The 17,258-nt window shown below is 59.3% G+C and carries 16 protein-coding genes and 1 tRNA gene; 3 read left to right on the top strand and 14 right to left on the bottom strand.

Annotation, left to right across the window (positions count from 1 at the left end):
• Position 1: 1 nt before the first annotated feature.
• The 4 genes from gspG to ACTJLA_RS12870 form a co-directional block, all read right to left on the bottom strand.
• Positions 2–412: a type II secretion system major pseudopilin GspG gene (gspG, locus tag ACTJLA_RS12885; protein ID WP_087715863.1), complete on the bottom strand. Its 411-nt coding sequence runs from the start codon at positions 410–412 to the stop codon at positions 2–4.
• A gap of 20 nt (positions 413–432) precedes the next feature.
• Positions 433–1,629 carry a type II secretion system inner membrane protein GspF gene (gspF, locus tag ACTJLA_RS12880; protein WP_314550461.1) on the bottom strand — a complete coding sequence of 399 codons (1,197 nt, stop codon included), beginning with the start codon at positions 1,627–1,629 and terminating at the stop codon, positions 433–435.
• Positions 1,626–3,293 (bottom strand): GspE/PulE family protein, encoded by a 1,668-nt coding sequence (locus tag ACTJLA_RS12875; protein WP_314550463.1) that lies wholly within the window; start codon positions 3,291–3,293, stop codon positions 1,626–1,628. Before ACTJLA_RS12875 ends, gspF begins: the two co-directional genes overlap by 4 nt.
• 257 nt (positions 3,294–3,550) lie before the next feature.
• Complete coding sequence (locus ACTJLA_RS12870) at positions 3,551–4,591, bottom strand: LacI family DNA-binding transcriptional regulator (RefSeq protein ID WP_236454865.1); 1,041 nt, start codon at positions 4,589–4,591, stop codon at positions 3,551–3,553.
• Positions 4,592–4,792: 201 nt separating this feature from the next.
• Between ACTJLA_RS12870 and ACTJLA_RS12865 the strand changes: the two genes are divergently transcribed.
• Both ACTJLA_RS12865 and ACTJLA_RS12860 read left to right on the top strand, forming a co-directional pair.
• Positions 4,793–6,985, top strand: coding sequence for a TonB-dependent receptor (locus ACTJLA_RS12865; RefSeq protein WP_054917556.1), 2,193 nt, complete (start codon positions 4,793–4,795; stop codon positions 6,983–6,985).
• Position 6,986: 1 nt separating this feature from the next.
• On the top strand, positions 6,987–8,318 hold the full coding sequence (locus ACTJLA_RS12860) for an LLM class flavin-dependent oxidoreductase (RefSeq protein ID WP_314550467.1): 1,332 nt from the start codon (positions 6,987–6,989) through the stop codon (positions 8,316–8,318).
• 70 nt (positions 8,319–8,388) lie between these two features.
• Here the strand turns inward: ACTJLA_RS12860 and ACTJLA_RS12855 are convergent, their stop codons facing one another.
• Positions 8,389–8,787, bottom strand: a complete 399-nt coding sequence (locus tag ACTJLA_RS12855; protein ID WP_072446255.1) for a VOC family protein — start codon at positions 8,785–8,787, stop codon at positions 8,389–8,391.
• A gap of 257 nt (positions 8,788–9,044) precedes the next feature.
• Here ACTJLA_RS12855 and ACTJLA_RS12850 point away from each other — a divergent pair, with 257 nt between their 5' ends.
• The gene (locus ACTJLA_RS12850; protein ID WP_125919826.1) at positions 9,045–9,566 is read left to right on the top strand and encodes a hypothetical protein; all 522 of its coding nucleotides are present in this window, start codon (positions 9,045–9,047) and stop codon (positions 9,564–9,566) included.
• 183 nt (positions 9,567–9,749) lie between these two features.
• On the opposite strand, the gene ACTJLA_RS12845 is transcribed toward ACTJLA_RS12850, so the two are convergent.
• The 9 genes from ACTJLA_RS12845 to thrS form a co-directional block, all read right to left on the bottom strand.
• A tRNA-Pro gene (locus ACTJLA_RS12845) sits at positions 9,750–9,826 on the bottom strand.
• A gap of 90 nt (positions 9,827–9,916) precedes the next feature.
• Positions 9,917–10,273 (bottom strand): MerR family transcriptional regulator, encoded by a 357-nt coding sequence (locus ACTJLA_RS12840; protein WP_003174972.1) that lies wholly within the window; start codon positions 10,271–10,273, stop codon positions 9,917–9,919.
• Positions 10,254–10,556, bottom strand: a complete 303-nt coding sequence (gene ihfA, locus ACTJLA_RS12835) for an integration host factor subunit alpha (RefSeq protein ID WP_002553164.1) — start codon at positions 10,554–10,556, stop codon at positions 10,254–10,256. The genes ACTJLA_RS12840 and ihfA overlap by 20 nt, the downstream gene beginning before the upstream one ends.
• Positions 10,557–10,559: 3 nt before the next feature.
• On the bottom strand, positions 10,560–12,938 hold the full coding sequence (pheT, locus tag ACTJLA_RS12830) for a phenylalanine--tRNA ligase subunit beta (RefSeq protein WP_314550470.1): 2,379 nt from the start codon (positions 12,936–12,938) through the stop codon (positions 10,560–10,562).
• Positions 12,939–12,964: 26 nt separating this feature from the next.
• Positions 12,965–13,981 carry a phenylalanine--tRNA ligase subunit alpha gene (gene pheS, locus ACTJLA_RS12825; RefSeq protein WP_003192486.1) on the bottom strand — a complete coding sequence of 339 codons (1,017 nt, stop codon included), beginning with the start codon at positions 13,979–13,981 and terminating at the stop codon, positions 12,965–12,967.
• A 109-nt stretch (positions 13,982–14,090) separates the two neighbouring features.
• Positions 14,091–14,447, bottom strand: coding sequence for a 50S ribosomal protein L20 (rplT, locus tag ACTJLA_RS12820; protein ID WP_003192488.1), 357 nt, complete (start codon positions 14,445–14,447; stop codon positions 14,091–14,093).
• Between the two features lie 29 nt (positions 14,448–14,476).
• Positions 14,477–14,671 carry a 50S ribosomal protein L35 gene (gene rpmI, locus ACTJLA_RS12815; RefSeq protein ID WP_002553160.1) on the bottom strand — a complete coding sequence of 65 codons (195 nt, stop codon included), beginning with the start codon at positions 14,669–14,671 and terminating at the stop codon, positions 14,477–14,479.
• Positions 14,672–14,730: 59 nt separating this feature from the next.
• Positions 14,731–15,282, bottom strand: coding sequence for a translation initiation factor IF-3 (infC, locus tag ACTJLA_RS12810; RefSeq protein WP_015884933.1), 552 nt, complete (start codon positions 15,280–15,282; stop codon positions 14,731–14,733).
• Entirely contained in the window at positions 15,282–17,204 is a 1,923-nt protein-coding gene (gene thrS, locus ACTJLA_RS12805; protein ID WP_003192490.1) for a threonine--tRNA ligase, read from the bottom strand. The genes infC and thrS overlap by 1 nt, the downstream gene beginning before the upstream one ends.
• Positions 17,205–17,258 lie beyond the last annotated feature (54 nt).

The following is a 17,258-nucleotide window of genomic DNA, read 5'->3' as shown; positions in this document are numbered from 1 at the left end:
GTTATTCCCAGTTGCCCAGGTCGGCACTGTAGCCCTCGCCGCCGGGTTGGCCGTCCTGGCCGTAGAAGATCAGGTCGAAGGCACCGTGCTCACCGGGGAAGCGATAGCCGAACCCATGGCCGAACGGGTCTTTCAACTCCGAAGGCTTGGCGTAGGGGCCGGACCAGTTGGAAGCACTGGCCGGCTTGTCGAGCAGCTGTTGCAGGTTGTTGGGCGGCGCCCCCACGTCCAGGGCGTAGCTGTCGATCTTCATGCTCAAACTGGCCAATTGCGCCTTGCCCGCGCCGTACTTGCCCTTGTCCACATTGCCACCGACCTGGCGCACCACAATGGTTGCGACAATGCCCAGCAGCACGATCACCGCCAGCATTTCCAAAAGGGTGAAGCCGCCTTGGCGGTGTCGGGTTTTCATCGGTTCTGCTCCTTGAAAGTTCATATATGGCTGGTGAGGCTCATCAGCGGCAGCATGATCGCCAGCATGATCACCGCCACCAGCACCGCCATGACCACGGTCAGGGTCGGCACCAGTGCCGCGAGCCAGCGTTCGATGGCGCGCTTGGCCTCGACGTCGAAGATGTCGGCGACCTTGAGCAGCATGCTGTCCAGTTCGCCGGCCTGTTCACCGACTTCAATCATGTGCAGCGCCAGCTCCGGTAGCAGCGGCTGGCGGCCGAACGCATCGGCCAGGGTGCCGCCGCCCTTGACCCGTTGCGCGGCCAGCGCCACTTGCGCCTGGAGTGCACGGTTGCTGCAGACTTGCCGGGCAATCACCAGCGCGGGCAGCAGCGCCACGCCATTGCTGAGCAACGTGCCGAGGGTGCGCGTCAGGCGGGCGGCTTGCACCCGTTGTAACAGCGGGCCGATCACGCGGATGCCCAGCAGATGACGGTCGTAACGCTCACGGCGCAGGGGGTCGCGCAGGCGCGCCGCCAGGATCCATCCACTGATCGACAACCCGGCCAGCACCACCAGGCCATAGGCGCCGAGGAACTCGCCGAGCGCCAGGATCACCTGGGTGATCAGTGGAATCGGTACGCCAAGGTCCTGAAAAATCGGCACGAATTGCGGCACCACATAGGCCAGCAACAGCGCCAGGGAACCCAGTACACCCACCACCAGGAACGCCGGGTAGATCAACGCATTGATCACCTCGCCGCGCAGCAACTGGCTACGCTCCAGGTAGTCGCTGAGCTGGCGCAGGGTACCTTCCAACGCCCCGCCGGCTTCACCGGCGCGCACCATGCTCAGGTACAGCGGGGAAAACGTGCCGCCCTCCTCCTCCAGCGCAGCCGACAGCGGTTTGCCGGCCTTGACCTGGTCGCGGATACGCTCGATCAAGGCCCGCACCTGAGGATGGCGGGCTTGCTTGAGCAACAGGTTTAAAGCGCGTTCGAGGGGCTGGCCGGCGCCCAATAACGTGGCCAACTGCTGGGTGAAACTCACCAGCGCGGCGCCCTTCAACTGCCCGCGTGCCTGGCGCAACAAGGGGCTGCTGGCCGTTTCGATGTGCAGCAGCAACCACCCGCGCTGCTGCAAGACGGCGACAGCAGCCGCCTGGTCAATGGCCTGCAACGTGCCGTTCTGGGCCACGCCCTGGCTGTCCAGGGCACGGAACTTGAACAGGCTCACACGTCATCTCCACGGGTGACACGCAACACTTCTTCCAGGGAGGTGACACCGGCCAGGGCCTGGCGCAAACCGTCTTCATACAAGGTGCGCAAACCCGCGCGGCGGGCGGCGTGCTCGAGGCTGGCGGCGTCGGCGTGGCCCATCAGCAGGCCACGCAACTCGTCGTTCATTACCAACAACTCAGTGAGGGCACTGCGGCCGTGATAGTCACCGCGGTAAAGCAGGATCGGACGCTGCTCGGTCAGGCGATCCAGGCCGTGCTCCTTGATCAGTTCCGGCGGGGCCTGGAAGGCCACGCGCGTGGCCGGGTCCAGGCGCCGCACCAGGCGCTGGGCGAGAATACCGCTGACCGTGGAGGCAATCAGGTAGCTCTCCACGCCCATGTCCAGCAAGCGCGTGATACTCGCAGCGGCGCTGTTGGTGTGCAGGGTTGAGAGCACCAAGTGACCCGTGAGGGAGGACTGTACGGCGATGCGACAGGTTTCCAGATCGCGGATTTCGCCGATCATGATCACGTCCGGGTCCTGGCGCACGATGGCGCGCAGCGCTCCGGCAAAGTCCAGGCCGATGGCGGGCTTGACCTGGATCTGGTTGATCCCTTCAAGCTGGTATTCCACCGGGTCTTCCACCGTGATGATCTTGCGTTCAGCCGTGTTGAGTTGCGACAGCGCGGTATAGAGCGTGGTGGTTTTGCCCGAACCTGTGGGCCCGGTGACCAACAGGATGCCGCGGGGCCGCGCCAATAGATCCTGGAAGGCCGCCAGACGCGGGCCGTCGAAGCCCAGGCTGGGGAAATCGAATTGCACGGTTTGCCGATCCAACAGGCGCATCACCACCGACTCGCCAAAGCTGGTGGGCACCGTGGACACCCGCAGGTCCAACGCTTTGCCCTGGATGCGCAGCATGATGCGCCCGTCCTGGGGCAGGCGTCGTTCGGCGATGTCCAGGCGCGCCATGATCTTCACCCGCGAGATCACCGCCGCCGACGAACTGGCAGGCGGTGCTTCGGCGTCGTGCAGCACGCCGTCGATGCGGTAGCGCACCTTGAGTTGGTTTTCGAAGGGTTCGATATGGATATCCGAGGCGCGCTGTTCCACGGCGCGCTGCAGGATCAGATTGACCAGGCGAATCACTGGCGCTTCGGAGGCCATGTCCTTGAGGTGTTCGATGTCCTCCAGCACGCCGCCCTGCTCATCGAGGTTTTCGATCAGGCTGCCCATGGCGGAACGGCCCTGGCCGTAATAGCGCTCGATCAGCGTCTCGACTTCATTATGCGAACCGACGGCCAGCCAGACCGGCACCTCACAGGCATACGCCAGGGCCTGGAACGGATACCACTGCGCCGGGTTGGCAGCCATTACGCGCAACCCGCCCTGATGCCAACCCATCGGCACTAGCTGGTAATGGCGCATAAAGCGCTCGGTGAGCACGGGAAGCGGGTCAAGCAACGGCGGCGCCGCGTCGGCCACCAGTAGTGGCGCATCCAGCAAATCGGCCCAGGCGCGAGCCAGTTCGACTTCGGACACCAGGCCCAGGCGCGTGAGTAAACCGAGCAGGTCGCCAGGCTCAGTGGATAAACGCTGGGCGCGTTCCAGATCAGCGATTTTGAGCCCGGCGTGCTGCATCAGCCACGCGCACACTTGGTCGGTGTGCGGGATCTGCATCTTGCAAGCATCGATGGGCGCTGAGGACATCATTGAGGAATATCTAACGTTGCGAAAAGTATGGCTATTTAGAACTACCGAACAATGCCATTAGTTCGCCATAGCCCAGGCAGGCGTTAGCCGGGTGTATCGACTGGAAGTTATAGCCCTAGTTCCGGATAAGGGGGTAATTAAATACAAAACATTGCCAAATGCACTGATTTAGAGCGTTAGCAGCCAATAGCCACTAGTTGCAATTAGCCATAACGACGGGTCATTCAGGTGCTCTCTCTTTCAATTAACTGACAGTGCAAAAGATTCAAGCGCTCAACTTCCTCATCGGTGGCTAATACGCCCAGACTTTGCAGGACGCGTGTGGCAGCGAGTACACCAATCTCCAACGCGGGTGGCTGGAGGGTGCTGAGGCTGGGCAGCAACATATGGGCAAACGGGTAGTCGCCAAATCCCAATACGGCGCAGTCCTGGGGAATGCTCAGCCCGGCGCGTTGACCGGCCAGCAAACCACCGGCGGCGAGGTTATCGTTGGCGAAGAAAATCGCGTCGGGCGTGATCGTCTGCCCCATCAGCGCGTCCATGGCCTGCTTGCCAGCTTCGAAGGGCGCACGGTCGGCGTCCGGCACAAAGACCCACGGCTGCACACCCAACTCGGAGAGGGTCGCGGTAAACCCATCGCGCCGCTCCAATGCGCTGAAGTCGCCCACTGCACTGTTTTGTACGAAGGCGATGCGCCGATAGCCTTTGCCATGCAAGTAGCGAGCGGCGGTGACGCCCACTTCATAATGAGAAAAACCCACTTGCAACGGCGCGCGTTCTGGCACGTAGTCCCAGGTTTCGACGATCGGTATATCTGCCTCGGCGATCATCTTCTCGGTGCCAGGGCTGTGAAAGCGGCTGGTCAGCACCAGCGCTGCCGGCGACCAGCCGAGAAAGGCACGCACCGCGCTTTCTTCCTGTTCGATGCTGAAATAGCTGGAGGCCAACAACAGCTGGTAACCGTGACGACTGAGGGTGTCGCTGAAGCCCTGCAGCGTATTGGCAAAAATCGGCCCCGAGATATTCGGAATCACCATCGCGACGATTTTGCCTCGCGCAGAGGCCAAGCCACCGGCCACCAGATTGGGCACATACCCCAATTGCGCCACCACCTCGGCGATACGCTCGCGGCGCTCGGGCGAGACCTGTTCAGGTTGGTTGAAGTAACGCGACACGGTAATGGCCGACACCCCGGCCTGGCGTGCCACGGTGTTCAGGGTGACGCGTCCGGCGCCCCGGCGTTTGCGCGGTGGGTGTTCGCTCACGAAATAGCCCTATAAAAAAGGAATATAAAACTAATTTTTTAGTATTTGACGCTCTAAACGGCCCGCTTCAATAATGCCGATGTTAGCGCTAACAAAGCGCGCTGTCTGCTACTCGCTCGAGCGAATGCCCAAGACATGTTCACAGGCGCTGACGGTCGCAGAACCGCAGCGGACCAGGGTATTTTTTCGAGCGGGCACAGCATGCATAACTTTCCACGGCACACCCATTTGTTGCTTCTGGCCGGCCTCAGCGCCTTGCCCGTCTGCGGCGCTGTTGCGGCTGATGAGCAGGAACCCACGCTCCAATCCGTGACAGTCACCGCTACCCGCCGCGAAGAATCGCTGCAAAAAGTCCCGGTGGCCGTCTCGGTGCTCGATGGCGAGCAACTGGAGCGTGACAATCGCAACGGGGTGGCGAGCATCGCGCAGCAGGTGCCATCGCTGAACTTTCGCACCGGTGCTTCGAACAAGGACACCTCATTGTTCGTGCGCGGCGTGGGCACCATTTCTACCTCGCCTGGGGTGGAGCCCACTGTGGCCACGGTGATCGACGGCGTGGTCTATGCACGCCCCGGCCAGGCCACCCTCGACCTGCTGGACCTTGAGCGCATCGAAGTACTGCGCGGCCCGCAAGGCACGCTGTTCGGCAAGAACGCCTCGGCCGGCGTGCTGAATATCACCAGCAAGGCGCCGACGGCCCAGACCCACGGGTTTATCGATCAGTCGTTCTACAGCGGCAATGAAAGCCGCACGCGCTTCGGCATCGGCGGCAGCCTGGTACCGGAGGTACTCAAAGGCTCGATCAGCACCTTGTTCGGCAGCTACGACGGCAACGTCGACAACCGCCATAACGGTCAGGAGGTCAATGGCTACAACCACAAGGGCGTTCGCGGCAAGCTGGAGTTCACGCCCAACGACGACGTGAAGCTGACCCTGATCGCCGATTACATGCAGTCCCACAATGACGCGCCCAATGGTGTGGTCAGCAAGTCCCTGAACCCGGCGTTCAGCAATGCCTTGAGGCCGGTGCGCGCCTCAAGCGACAACCGCGATATCAACACCGATACCCGCAGCCATGTGCAAGACACCAACAAGGGCCTGTCGGCACAGTTGGACTGGAACCTGGGCGACTACACCCTCACCTCGATCACCGCCTGGCGCGGCTGGGACAACATTCAATATCAGGATGGCGACCGTCTCGGCACGGTCACCGCCGCATTCCCCGGCACCGCTGACAAGGGCGACCTGGCGTTCGACCAATACTCCCAGGAGCTGCGCCTGGCCTCGCCCAAAGACGAGTTCCTGGAGTACGTCGGCGGCCTGTTCTACATGCATGGCAAGGATGAGGAGACCTATCAGCGCACCCTCACCACCACGACGCGGGTCGATAGAGGCATTGCCGACTACAGCACCACCAGCGACAGCTACGCGGTGTTCGGCGAGACCACGCTCAACTTCACCTCGCGCTTTCGCGGCATCGCCGGGTTGCGTTACACCCATGACGACTTGAAGTACGACCATCGCCGCGTGTCCACCTCTGCCACTACCGTCAGCGGCATTCAACCGGCGACATCGAGTTCCGGTTCGGTAGACGAGGACGGTTGGTCCGGGCGGCTGGGCGTGCAGTACGACATCAGCGACACCGTGACCAGCTACCTCACTTACTCGCGCGGCTACAAAGGCCCGGCCTATAACGTGTTCTTCAACATGCAGCCGCGCGACACTGACGCGCTCAAGCCGGAGACTTCCAATACCTGGGAAGCCGGAATCAAGGCCACTGCCTGGAACAACCGCCTGACCACCAACCTGGCGGTGTTCCACAGTGACTACGACAACTACCAGGCCAACTTTTTCGACACCGTCGCCGGCCAAGTCGTGACACGCCTGATCAACGCTGGCAGCGTCAGCACCGAAGGCGTCGAGCTCGATTACGCGTTGCAAGCCACCCAGCAACTCAAGCTCTCCGGCGCCCTGGCCTATACCCGGGCGCGCATCGATCAGTTCGCGTGCCCGCCAGGCGCGGCGGCGACCTGCAACGTCAATGGCAAGCCACTGCCGTTCAGCCCGGACTGGAAAAGCTACGTGCGCGCCGACTACAGCATCCCTCTGGATAACGGCCTGGATATCGAACTGGGCACTGACTACAGCTGGCAGAGCGAAGTGCAATACGACATCAGCCAGAACCTGAACACCAAACAAGGCGCCTACGGCATCTGGAACGCCAGCGTGGCCCTGGCCGACTACACCAATGGCTGGCGCGTGGCGCTGTTGGCGAAGAACCTCGCCGACAAATCCTACTCACCGCTGCTAGCCAGCGGCGGCAACTACATCTACCGCGCCGTGCCTCGTGACGATGAGCGTTACTTCGGCGTGCAACTGCGCAAGGATTTCTAGCATGAGCCGTCAACTCAAACTCGGCGCCTTCCTGATGGCTACCGGGCACCACGTGGCCGCCTGGCGCCACCCCGACGTACCGGCGAATGCTGGCCTGGACTTCGCCCACTACAAGCATTTGGCACGGGTGGCGGAAGCGGCGAAGTTCGACGCACTGTTCGTGGCCGACAGCATCGCCGCCGCCACCGGTGAGGTCGCCAGCCAGATGGCGCGTTCGGATCATTTCGAGCCGCTCACCCTGCTTTCGGCCCTCAGTGCCGTGACCGAGCATATCGGCTTGATCGCCACCGCCACCACCAGCTACAACGAGCCGTACCATGTAGCGCGCAAATTCGCCTCGCTGGATCACCTCTCCGGCGGCCGCGCAGGGTGGAACCTGGTGACGTCGGATAACGCGGCCGAGGCGCTGAATTTTGGTCGTGACGAGCACCTGGGTCACGCCGAACGCTACAGCCGCGCACGGGAATTTCATCAGGTGGTGACGGGGCTGTGGGACAGCTGGGACGAAGACGCCTTCGTGCGCGACAAGGCCAGCGGGCGCTATTACGAGCCAAGTAAACGCCATGTGCTGGACCATGTGGGCGAACACTTCCAGGTCAAAGGCCCCCTGAACGTGGCGCGCTCGCCCCAGGGCCAGCCAGTGATCGTGCAGGCTGGCTCCTCGGAAACCGGCCGTGAACTGGCCGCGCAGACCGCCGAAGTGGTGTTTACCGCGCAGACCTCACTGGCCGACGCGCAGGCCTTCTACAGCGACCTCAAAGCTCGCCTGGGCCAATACGGGCGCGAGGCCGATTCGCTGAAAATCATGCCGGGCGTGTTTGTGGTGGTGGGGCAAACCGAAGCCTTGGCCCAGGCCAAATTCGAAGCGTTCCAGGCGCTGGTCGAACCCAAGGTGGGGGTGGCGTTGCTGGGGCGCATGCTGGGTAATTTCGACCTGTCCGGCTACCCCCTGGATGGGCCGCTGCCGCAGCTACCCTTGACCGACAGCGGTCAACGCAGCCGCCAGCAACTGCTGAGTGAACTGGCCCAGCGTGAACAGCTGACACTGGCGCAACTGGGCCGACGCATTGCCGGTGGCCGCGGTCATTACAGCGTGATCGGCACGCCGCTGCAGATCGCCGATGAACTGCAGCGCTGGTTCGAAGAAGGTGCGGCGGATGGCTTCAATATTCTGGTGCCGCACTTGCCGGGCGGGCTGGAGGATTTTGCCCGCTGGGTGGTTCCCGAGTTACAGCGGCGCGGTTTATTTCGGCGCGAATATACCGGCACCACACTGCGCGAAAACCTTGGTTTGGTGCGCCCGGTCAGCCGTTTCAAGAAGACGCGATCATGAAGCCCCAGGTAAGACGGCAGCCAGAACGGCACTGCCGCAAACACCCCGTACAAGCCAGAATGTGCCGAACTTACAAATCTCCACGATGAACAACATGTACCTTATTGCCATCTGGATCACGCAAGTATGCGCCGTAGTAACCTTCACCATACTGCGGACGTAAGCCGGGCATTCCCTCATCCGATCCGCCCGCATGAAGCCCGGCGGTATAGGCAACGTCTACCGCATCTGGAGAGGGAGCCGAGAAAGCGACCATGCTGCCATTCCCTGCCCTGGCTTCGTTGCGATCATAAGGGCTGTACACATAAAAGCGAGGAAGAGCGCTATCTGGCTTGACCCAGCATGCCGACGTCGGTCCACCATCAGGAGTTACGGTGCGGCGACACAGCCCCAGCGGGATCAGTACAGCGTCGTAAAAAGCGGCAGCCTGATCAAGATCATTTGTTCCAACAGTGATGTGACTGAACATCCGCGACCCTCCTTTGTTTTTGATGCGAGGGATTCTATCTTGCCTTTCAGGCAGAAGGTTACACAGTCACCATTGGCGGCTGAAAGACAGATACCCGGCCTGGCGACACTCCCCAGATAAGGTCCGAGCCCATTGTCATTGCTGAATCCTGAAGGAACTCATATAAAGGTTTCGGCCGAACCATGGCGTTCGATTCTCGGACGTCCGCTAAGATAAGGCAGTCGGATCTCATCTCATTCACAAAGCTGAGCGTGAAAATGCCGAAAGAACATAATGAACAAGTACATCCGAGAAGCGGGTGGGCTAAAGCGGGCACAGTAATCGCGGTATTGGTGCCTGCCCTCACACTGCTCGGTGGTGCGGGCTACCAACTCATGGAATTCGGTAACGTCAAAGCTACTGTTAAGCAGCAAAGCTTAAGAATTGATGAGTATCGAGAGCAAAACCGTAAGCTTTCGGACACCAGAGATGAACTGTCGAAAGAACTCAACTTAGTGAAATCGAAACTCACGGCAGCGGAAAATAAACTGGTAGAGGTCGATAAACAACTCGGCACTGCATACGCAACGATCGAGCATTACACCATAACGTCTGATCGACTCCAGAGGCAGCTCTCTAGGAACGACCCGTGCATCGCCATACAACAGACCATCGCGAAACTTGAGGCGACCCTGGCTCGTAATGATTACTTTCGCTTAGCGGATGATCGGAGGGAAGAGACGAAAGCCCAGATTATCGAACATCAGGGATCACTGAGAGCCTGCTTAGGCCGAGCCTAATGAACGCAATGGCGGAATGACTGAAAGCTCCCAGGGAGACCAACGAAGAATCATCTGGTCCGAGGCAATACTGGACCTGAATATCATTGAGATCACCGGGTAGTTTTTGTGCAAGTTTTTGCGCAGGCACAAAAAAGCCGATCTAGCTGATCGGCTCAAGTGTCTGATTTTACTCAGGAATAATGGTCGGGACGGAGTGATTCGAACACTCGACCCCTAGCACCCCATGCTAGTGCGCTACCGGACTGCGCTACGCCCCGACTAGGCGTGTTACTGGGTTCGCTTCTTAACGAAGCGAACCGGAATATACCGCAAGCTTTTGAAATGTGGAAGTATTTTTAAAGCTTGAATCATTTTTTCAGCACCACCAGTACATCTTCCAATTCGGAGATCATTTGGCGGATCAGTTGCTTGTATTGAGTGGTGTCGTCTTTGGCTTCGTCACCGGACATACGCTGGCGTGCGCCGCTGATGGTGAACCCTTGGTCGTACAGCAACGCGCGGATCTGTCGGATCATCAGCACGTCCTGGCGCTGATAATACCGACGGTTCCCGGTGCGTTTGACGGGGTTGAGTTGAGGAAACTCCTGCTCCCAATAGCGCAGCACGTGCGGTTTTACCGCACACAACTCGCTGACTTCACCGATGGTGAAGTAGCGCTTGCCTGGGATGACGGGTAGCTCGTCGTTATGACTTGGTTCCAGCATAAGCCTCAACTCGGGCCTTCAACTTCTGCCCTGGACGAAAGGTGACCACACGGCGAGCCGTGATCGGGATTTCTTCTCCCGTTTTTGGATTGCGGCCAGGCCGCTGGCGTTTATCTCGCAGGTCAAAATTGCCGAAACCGGACAATTTGACCTGTTCGTTGTCCTCCAGAGCGTGCCTGATCTCTTCAAAAAACAGCTCGACCAATTCCTTGGCCTCGCGCTTGTTCAGACCCAACTCTTCGTACAGACGTTCCGCCATCTCAGCTTTCGTCAAAGCCCCCATACGTCACTTCCTTAACGTGGCGTTCAACCTTTGTTCGAGCGAGGTGAGGATATTTTGCGTCGTGGTATTCACCTCATCGTCATTAAGAGTGCGCGATGGATGCTGCCAGGTCAAGCCAACTGCAAGGCTTTTTCTATGCGGATCAATGCCTTTACCCTGATAGACGTCAAATAGCCTGAGGTCTGTCAGCCATTCCCCTGCATTTTCACGGATTACATCCAGAACCGCAGTGGCAGCGACTTCGCGGTCGGCGATCAAGGCCAGGTCGCGACGCACTTCAGGGAAGCGCGACAACTCGCTGAATTTAGGCATCTTGCCCGACGCAACTTCAGCCAAGACTAGCTCAAACACGAAGACTGGACGGTCCAGACCCAGGGTTTTCGACAGTTCCGGGTGAATGGCGCCGACGAAGCCCACCAGGCGACCTCCACGCTCGATACGTGCAGTCTGGCCTGGGTGCAAGGCAGGGTGGCTGCCCGATACAAACGTAAAGGCGTCCAGCGCACCGGCAAAGCCCAGCACCGCTTCCACGTCTGCCTTGACGTCGAAGAAGTCCACGACCTCACGGCCTTGCGCCCAGCCTTCCGGCAGACGGCTGCCGCAGACAACACCCGCCAGCATCGGCTCTTGCTTCAAGCCATCGAGCTGGCCGACGAAACGCAAGCCGCTTTCGAACAGACGCACGCGGTCTTGCTGGCGGTTCAGGTTGTGGGAAAGTGCCTTTACCAGGCCCGGCCACAGCGACGAACGCATGGCAGCCATATCGTTGGAGATCGGGTTGGCCAGCAGCAACGGTTCAACACCGGGGTTGAACAGTTCGAACTGCTTTGGATCGATGAAGCTATAGGTCACAGCTTCCTGATAACCACGGGCCACCAGCAGGCGGCGCAGTTCAGGCAGGTGCGCACGCGCTTCGGCCTTGGGTTGCGGTGCCAGGCGTGCTTGCGGATAGCGAACCGGCAGGCGGTTGTAACCGTACAGGCGCGCTAGCTCTTCGATCAGGTCGACTTCCAGGCTGATGTCGAAGCGATGGCTAGGTACTGCAACCTGCCACTGCCCTTCCCCACCCGCGGAAATACCCAGGCCGAGCGCAGACAGCAGTTGCTCGATTTCAGCCGGCTCGATGACCAGGCCAAGCATCTGCTCAACGCTTTTGGCACGCAAGGTAATCGGTGCAATCGACGGCAGGTACTGTTCGTTGACAGTTTCGGTAATCGGGCCGGCTTCACCACCGGTGATTTCCAGCAGCAGGCCGGTAGCGCGCTCCATGGCTTCACGGGCGAGTTTCCAGTCCACGCCACGCTCGTAGCGGTGCGACGCATCGGTGTGCAGGCCGTAGGAACGAGCCTTGCCAGCGATCGCGATCTGGTCGAAGAACGCGCTTTCAAGGAATACGTCACGGGTGGTCGCGGATACACCGCTGTGCTCACCACCCATCACGCCGGCAATTGCCAGGGCGCGAGCGTGGTCGGCGATGACCAGAGTGTCGGCACGCAGGCTGACTTCCTGGCCATCGAGCAGCACCAGCTTCTCGCCTTCTTCGGCCATACGCACGCGGATGCCGCCATTGATTTCGGCAAGATCAAACGCATGCAACGGCTGGCCGAGTTCCAGCATCACGTAGTTGGTGATGTCGACGGCGGCGTCGATGCTGCGTACATCGGCACGACGCAGGCGCTCAACCATCCACAGCGGCGTTGGCTTGGACAGGTCCACGTTACGGATCACACGCCCCAGGTAACGCGGGCAGGCGTTTGGTGCCAGTACCTCAATCGAGCGCACTTCGTCGTGTACCGCCGGTACGGCAGCGACCACTGGACGAGTGACAGGTGCGTTGTACAGCGCGCCCACTTCACGGGCCAGGCCAGCCAGGGACAGGCAGTCGCCGCGGTTGGGGGTCAGGTCGACCTCGATGCTGGCGTCTTCGAGTTCCAGGTAAACACGGATGTCCTGACCCACTGGCGCGTCGGCCGGCAGCTCCATCAGGCCATCATTGCCCTCACCCACTTGCAGCTCGGCCTGGGAGCACAGCATGCCGTTGGATTCAACGCCACGCAGCTTGGCCTTCTTGATCTTGAAGTCGCCCGGCAACTGGGCACCGATCATAGCGAACGGGATCTTCAGGCCCGGGCGCACATTAGGCGCTCCGCACACGACCTGAAAGGTTTCCGAACCGTTGCTGACCTGGCACACACGCAATTTGTCGGCATCCGCGTGCTGCTCGGTGCTCAACACCTCGCCCACCACCACACCACTGAAAACACCGGCGGCCGGCGTAACGCTATCGACCTCAAGACCGGCCATCGACAGGCGAGCAACCAGCTCGTCGCGATCTACCTGCGGGCTTACCCAGCCACGCAGCCATTGTTCACTGAATTTCATCCTGCTCTCCTAAAGATTCGTTACGACTAGCGAAATTGCGCGAGGAACCGCAAGTCGTTGTCGAAGAACAGACGCAAGTCGTTCACGCCGTAACGCAGCATGGCCAGACGCTCAACGCCCATGCCGAAGGCAAAGCCCGAGAACTCTTCTGGATCGATCCCGGACATGCGCAGCACGTTGGGGTGAACCATGCCGCAGCCCATCACTTCCAGCCAGCCGGTCTGCTTGCACACACGGCAGCCTTTACCGCTGCACATCACGCATTCCATGTCGACTTCAGCGGATGGCTCGGTGAACGGGAAGAACGAAGGACGGAAACGTACCGCCAACTCTTTTTCGAAGAACACCCGCAGGAACTCTTCGATGGTGCCTTTGAGGTCGGCGAAATTGATATCGCGATCAACCAGCAGGCCTTCGACCTGGTGGAACATCGGCGAATGGGTGATATCCGAGTCGCTACGGTACACACGGCCTGGGCAGACAATGCGGATCGGCGGCTTGTTCGCTTCCATGGTGCGGACCTGTACCGGCGAGGTATGGGTGCGCAGCAGCATGTTGGCGTTGAAATAGAAGGTGTCGTGCATCGACCGGGCCGGGTGATGGCCTGGGATGTTGAGCGCCTCGAAGTTGTGGTAGTCGTCTTCGACCTCAGGGCCTTCGGCAATGCCGTAGCCGATGTGGGTGAAGAACTGTTCGATACGTTCCAGAGTCCGGGTGATCGGATGCAGACCGCCCGACGCCTGGCCACGACCAGGCAAGGTCACGTCAATGGACTCGGCGGCGAGCTTGGCCGCAAGATCGGCCTCCTCGAGCGACGCCTTGCGCGCATTGAGAACCTCTGTGACACGCTCCTTGGCGACGTTGATCAGCGCACCGACTTGCGGACGCTCTTCAGCGGGCAGATTTCCCAGGGTCTTCATCACCTGAGTCAATTCACCTTTCTTGCCAAGGTAGTGAACCCGGATTTGCTCCAGGGCATTTACATCTTCAGCGCTTTGCACAGCCTCAAGGGCTTGGGCGACGAGCGCGTCCAGGTTTTCCATGTACAGACTCCAGATACAAAATAGGGGAAGAGCTTGAAGGCTCTTCCCCTATTTATGACGTTTACCACCTTGGGCCACAGGAGTAGCCCAGGGTGACTGTCGGGGGTACTTAAGCCAAGGAGGCTTTAGCTTTCTCGACAATCGCAGCAAACACCGCTTTTTCGTTCACGGCCAGTTCAGCCAGAACCTTACGGTCGATTTCGATGGACGCTTTTTTCAGGCCAGCGATGAAACGGCTGTAGGACAGACCGTTAACACGTGCACCGGCGTTGATACGAGCGATCCACAGAGCGCGGAACTGACGTTTTTTCTGACGACGGTCACGGTAGGCGTATTGGCCTGCCTTGATTACCGCTTGCTTGGCAACACGGAATACGCGTGAACGCGCGCCGTAGTAGCCTTTAGCAAGTTTCAGAATTTTTTTGTGACGCTTACGGGCCATGACGCCACGCTTTACACGAGCCATGAGTTACTTCCTCTATTCTTGAACCAAAATTAACGAAGGCGCAGCATGCGCTCGACTTTTGCCACGTCAGACGGATGCAGCAAGCTGCTACCGCGCAGTTGACGCTTACGCTTGGTCGACATTTTGGTCAGGATGTGGCTCTTGAAAGCGTGCTTGTGCTTGATGCCGTTAGCAGTTTTCAGAAACCGCTTAGCAGCACCACTTTTAGTTTTCATCTTTGGCATGTTCGGTACTCCGCATTCAGTTGATAAACATAATCAGAAGGCCTGCCGTGCCCTGTTGATTACTTCTTCTTTTTCGGGGCGATGACCATAATAAGCTGGCGTCCTTCCATCTTAGGATGCTGTTCGACCGAACCGTACTCCAGCAGGTCAGCTTCAACCCGCTTGAGGAGTTCCATCCCCAGCTCCTGGTGGGCCATCTCACGGCCGCGGAATCGCAAGGATACCTTGGCCCTGTCCCCATCACTCAGGAAACGTACCAGGTTGCGCAGTTTTACCTGGTAATCCCCTTCCTCCGTCCCTGGACGAAACTTGATTTCTTTTACTTGAATCTGCTTCTGGTTCTTCTTCGCTGCGGCAACCTGCTTCTTCTTTTCGAAGATCGATTTACCGTAGTCCATCACCCGACAAACAGGTGGGATTGCATCGGCGGAGATTTCCACCAGGTCCAGCTTGGACTCTTCTGCAATACGAAGCGCTTCATCAATCGAGACGATGCCAATCTGCTCGCCATCAGCGCCAATTAACCGAACCTCGCGTGCCGAGATATTCTCGTTGATCGGGGCTTTCGGTGCAGCTCGTTTATCTTGTCTCATTTCACGCTTAATAATAATTACTCCGAATCTGGGCGACCACGCCGGGAAACCGCTTGCGCGAGGAACTCAGCGAACTGGGCGACGGGCATCGAGCCCAGGTCAGCACCTTCACGAGTACGCACAGCGACAGTCTGCATCTCGACTTCCCGATCTCCGATAACCAAAAGATAGGGAACCTTGAGCAAAGTATGCTCGCGGATTTTAAAGCCGATCTTTTCATTTCTCAAGTCGGACTTGGCACGAAATCCGCTTTCGTTGAGAGTTTTTTCAACTTCAGCGGCAAAATCTGCCTGTTTATCAGTGATATTCATGATCACTGCCTGGGTCGGAGCCAGCCACGCAGGGAACGCGCCCTCGTAGTGCTCGATCAGGATACCGACGAACCGTTCGAACGAACCGAGGATCGCCCGGTGCAGCATAACCGGGTGCTTACGGCTGTTGTCTTCGGAGACGTATTCGGCTCCCAGACGGATCGGCAGGTTAAAATCGAGCTGCAGGGTACCACACTGCCAGACACGGCCAAGGCAATCTTTGAGCGAGAACTCGATCTTCGGACCGTAGAACGCGCCCTCACCCGGCTGCAGATCGTACGCAAGGCCCGCACTGTCAAGCGCAGCGGCCAATGCCGCTTCGGCGCGATCCCATAGTTCGTCGGAACCGACGCGTTTTTCCGGACGAGTGGACAGCTTCATCTCGACTTCGGTAAAGCCGAAATCGCGATAAACGTCCATGGTCAGCTTGATGAACGCTGCGGACTCGGCCTGCATCTGCTCTTCGGTGCAGAAGATGTGGGCGTCGTCCTGGGTGAAGCCACGCACCCGCATGATGCCGTGCAGCGCACCCGATGGTTCGTTACGGTGGCAGGCACCGAACTCGGCCAGGCGCATCGGCAACTCGCGGTAGCTCTTCAGGCCCTGATTGAATACCTGCACGTGGCATGGGCAGTTCATCGGCTTGATGGCGTAGTCGCGGTTTTCCGACTGGGTGGTGAACATGTTGTCGGCGTAGTTGGCCCAGTGCCCGGATTTCTCCCACAGGCTGCGATCAACCACCTGGGGAGTCTTGATCTCCAGGTAACCGTTTTCGCGCTGCACCTTGCGCATGTACTGCTCAAGCACCTGGTACAGGGTCCAGCCATTCGGGTGCCAGAACACCATGCCCGGCGCTTCTTCCTGAAGGTGGAACAGGTTCAGGCGCTTGCCGATCTTGCGGTGGTCGCGTTTTTCAGCTTCTTCGATGCGCTGGATATAGGCGGCCAGTTGCTTCTTGTCAGCCCAGGCCGTGCCGTAGATCCGTTGCAGCTGTTCGTTCTTGGCGTCACCGCGCCAGTAGGCACCGGAGAGCTTGGTCAGCTTGAACGATTTGAGAAAGCGCGTGTTCGGCACGTGCGGGCCACGGCACATATCCACGTATTCTTCGTGGTAGTACAGCCCCATGGCCTGCTCGTCCGGCATGTCTTCTACCAGACGCAGCTTGTAGTCCTCGCCACGTGCAGTAAACACGTCGATCACTTCGGCACGCGGGGTGACTTTCTTGATGACGTCGTAATCTTTTTCGATCAGCGCGTGCATGCGCTGCTCGATGGCCGCCAGGTCGTCCGGCGTAAAAGGACGCTCATAGGCGATGTCGTAATAGAAGCCTTCTTCAATGACCGGGCCGATCACCATCTTGGCGGTTGGATACAGTTGCTTGACCGCATGGCCAATCAAGTGCGCGCAAGAGTGGCGAATGATCTCCAGCCCCTCTTGATCCTTGGGCGTGATGATTTGCAGGCTGGCGTCGCTGGTGATCAGGTCGCTGGCATCAACCAGCTTGCCGTCGACCTTGCCGGCCACGGTGGCCTTGGCCAGGCCAGCACCAATGGATGCGGCGACCTCGGCTACGGAAACCGGATGATCGAATGAACGCTGACTGCCGTCGGGAAGAGTAATAGTTGGCATGGCGCCTCCTCTCCTAGTGGTGACCCCTACCAAAGGTCACGTGGGTTGGGATGA

It is taken from the genome of Pseudomonas sp. 22072 (assembly GCF_052046095.1).
Taxonomy (GTDB): domain Bacteria; phylum Pseudomonadota; class Gammaproteobacteria; order Pseudomonadales; family Pseudomonadaceae; genus Aquipseudomonas; species Aquipseudomonas paracarnis.
The sequence above is the reverse complement of the archived record's forward strand: the minus strand, read 5'-3'. Positions and strand labels throughout refer to the sequence as shown.

What these genes read in the sequence shown, in the direction of transcription:
- rpmI (WP_002553160.1), bottom strand. Translation starts at nt 14,671, where the DNA reads ATGCCAAAGATGAAAACTAAAAGTGGTGCTGCTAAGCGGTTTCTGAAA.
- ACTJLA_RS12840 (WP_003174972.1), bottom strand. Translation starts at nt 10,273, where the DNA reads ATGCTGGAACCAAGTCATAACGACGAGCTACCCGTCATCCCAGGCAAG.
- ACTJLA_RS12860 (WP_314550467.1), top strand. Translation starts at nt 6,987, where the DNA reads ATGAGCCGTCAACTCAAACTCGGCGCCTTCCTGATGGCTACCGGGCAC.
- ihfA (WP_002553164.1), bottom strand. Translation starts at nt 10,556, where the DNA reads ATGGGGGCTTTGACGAAAGCTGAGATGGCGGAACGTCTGTACGAAGAG.
- thrS (WP_003192490.1), bottom strand. Translation starts at nt 17,204, where the DNA reads ATGCCAACTATTACTCTTCCCGACGGCAGTCAGCGTTCATTCGATCAT.
- gspG (WP_087715863.1), bottom strand. Translation starts at nt 412, where the DNA reads ATGAAAACCCGACACCGCCAAGGCGGCTTCACCCTTTTGGAAATGCTG.
- rplT (WP_003192488.1), bottom strand. Translation starts at nt 14,447, where the DNA reads ATGGCTCGTGTAAAGCGTGGCGTCATGGCCCGTAAGCGTCACAAAAAA.
- ACTJLA_RS12855 (WP_072446255.1), bottom strand. Translation starts at nt 8,787, where the DNA reads ATGTTCAGTCACATCACTGTTGGAACAAATGATCTTGATCAGGCTGCC.
- ACTJLA_RS12875 (WP_314550463.1), bottom strand. Translation starts at nt 3,293, where the DNA reads ATGCAGATCCCGCACACCGACCAAGTGTGCGCGTGGCTGATGCAGCAC.
- pheS (WP_003192486.1), bottom strand. Translation starts at nt 13,981, where the DNA reads ATGGAAAACCTGGACGCGCTCGTCGCCCAAGCCCTTGAGGCTGTGCAA.
- ACTJLA_RS12865 (WP_054917556.1), top strand. Translation starts at nt 4,793, where the DNA reads ATGCATAACTTTCCACGGCACACCCATTTGTTGCTTCTGGCCGGCCTC.
- pheT (WP_314550470.1), bottom strand. Translation starts at nt 12,938, where the DNA reads ATGAAATTCAGTGAACAATGGCTGCGTGGCTGGGTAAGCCCGCAGGTA.
- ACTJLA_RS12850 (WP_125919826.1), top strand. Translation starts at nt 9,045, where the DNA reads ATGCCGAAAGAACATAATGAACAAGTACATCCGAGAAGCGGGTGGGCT.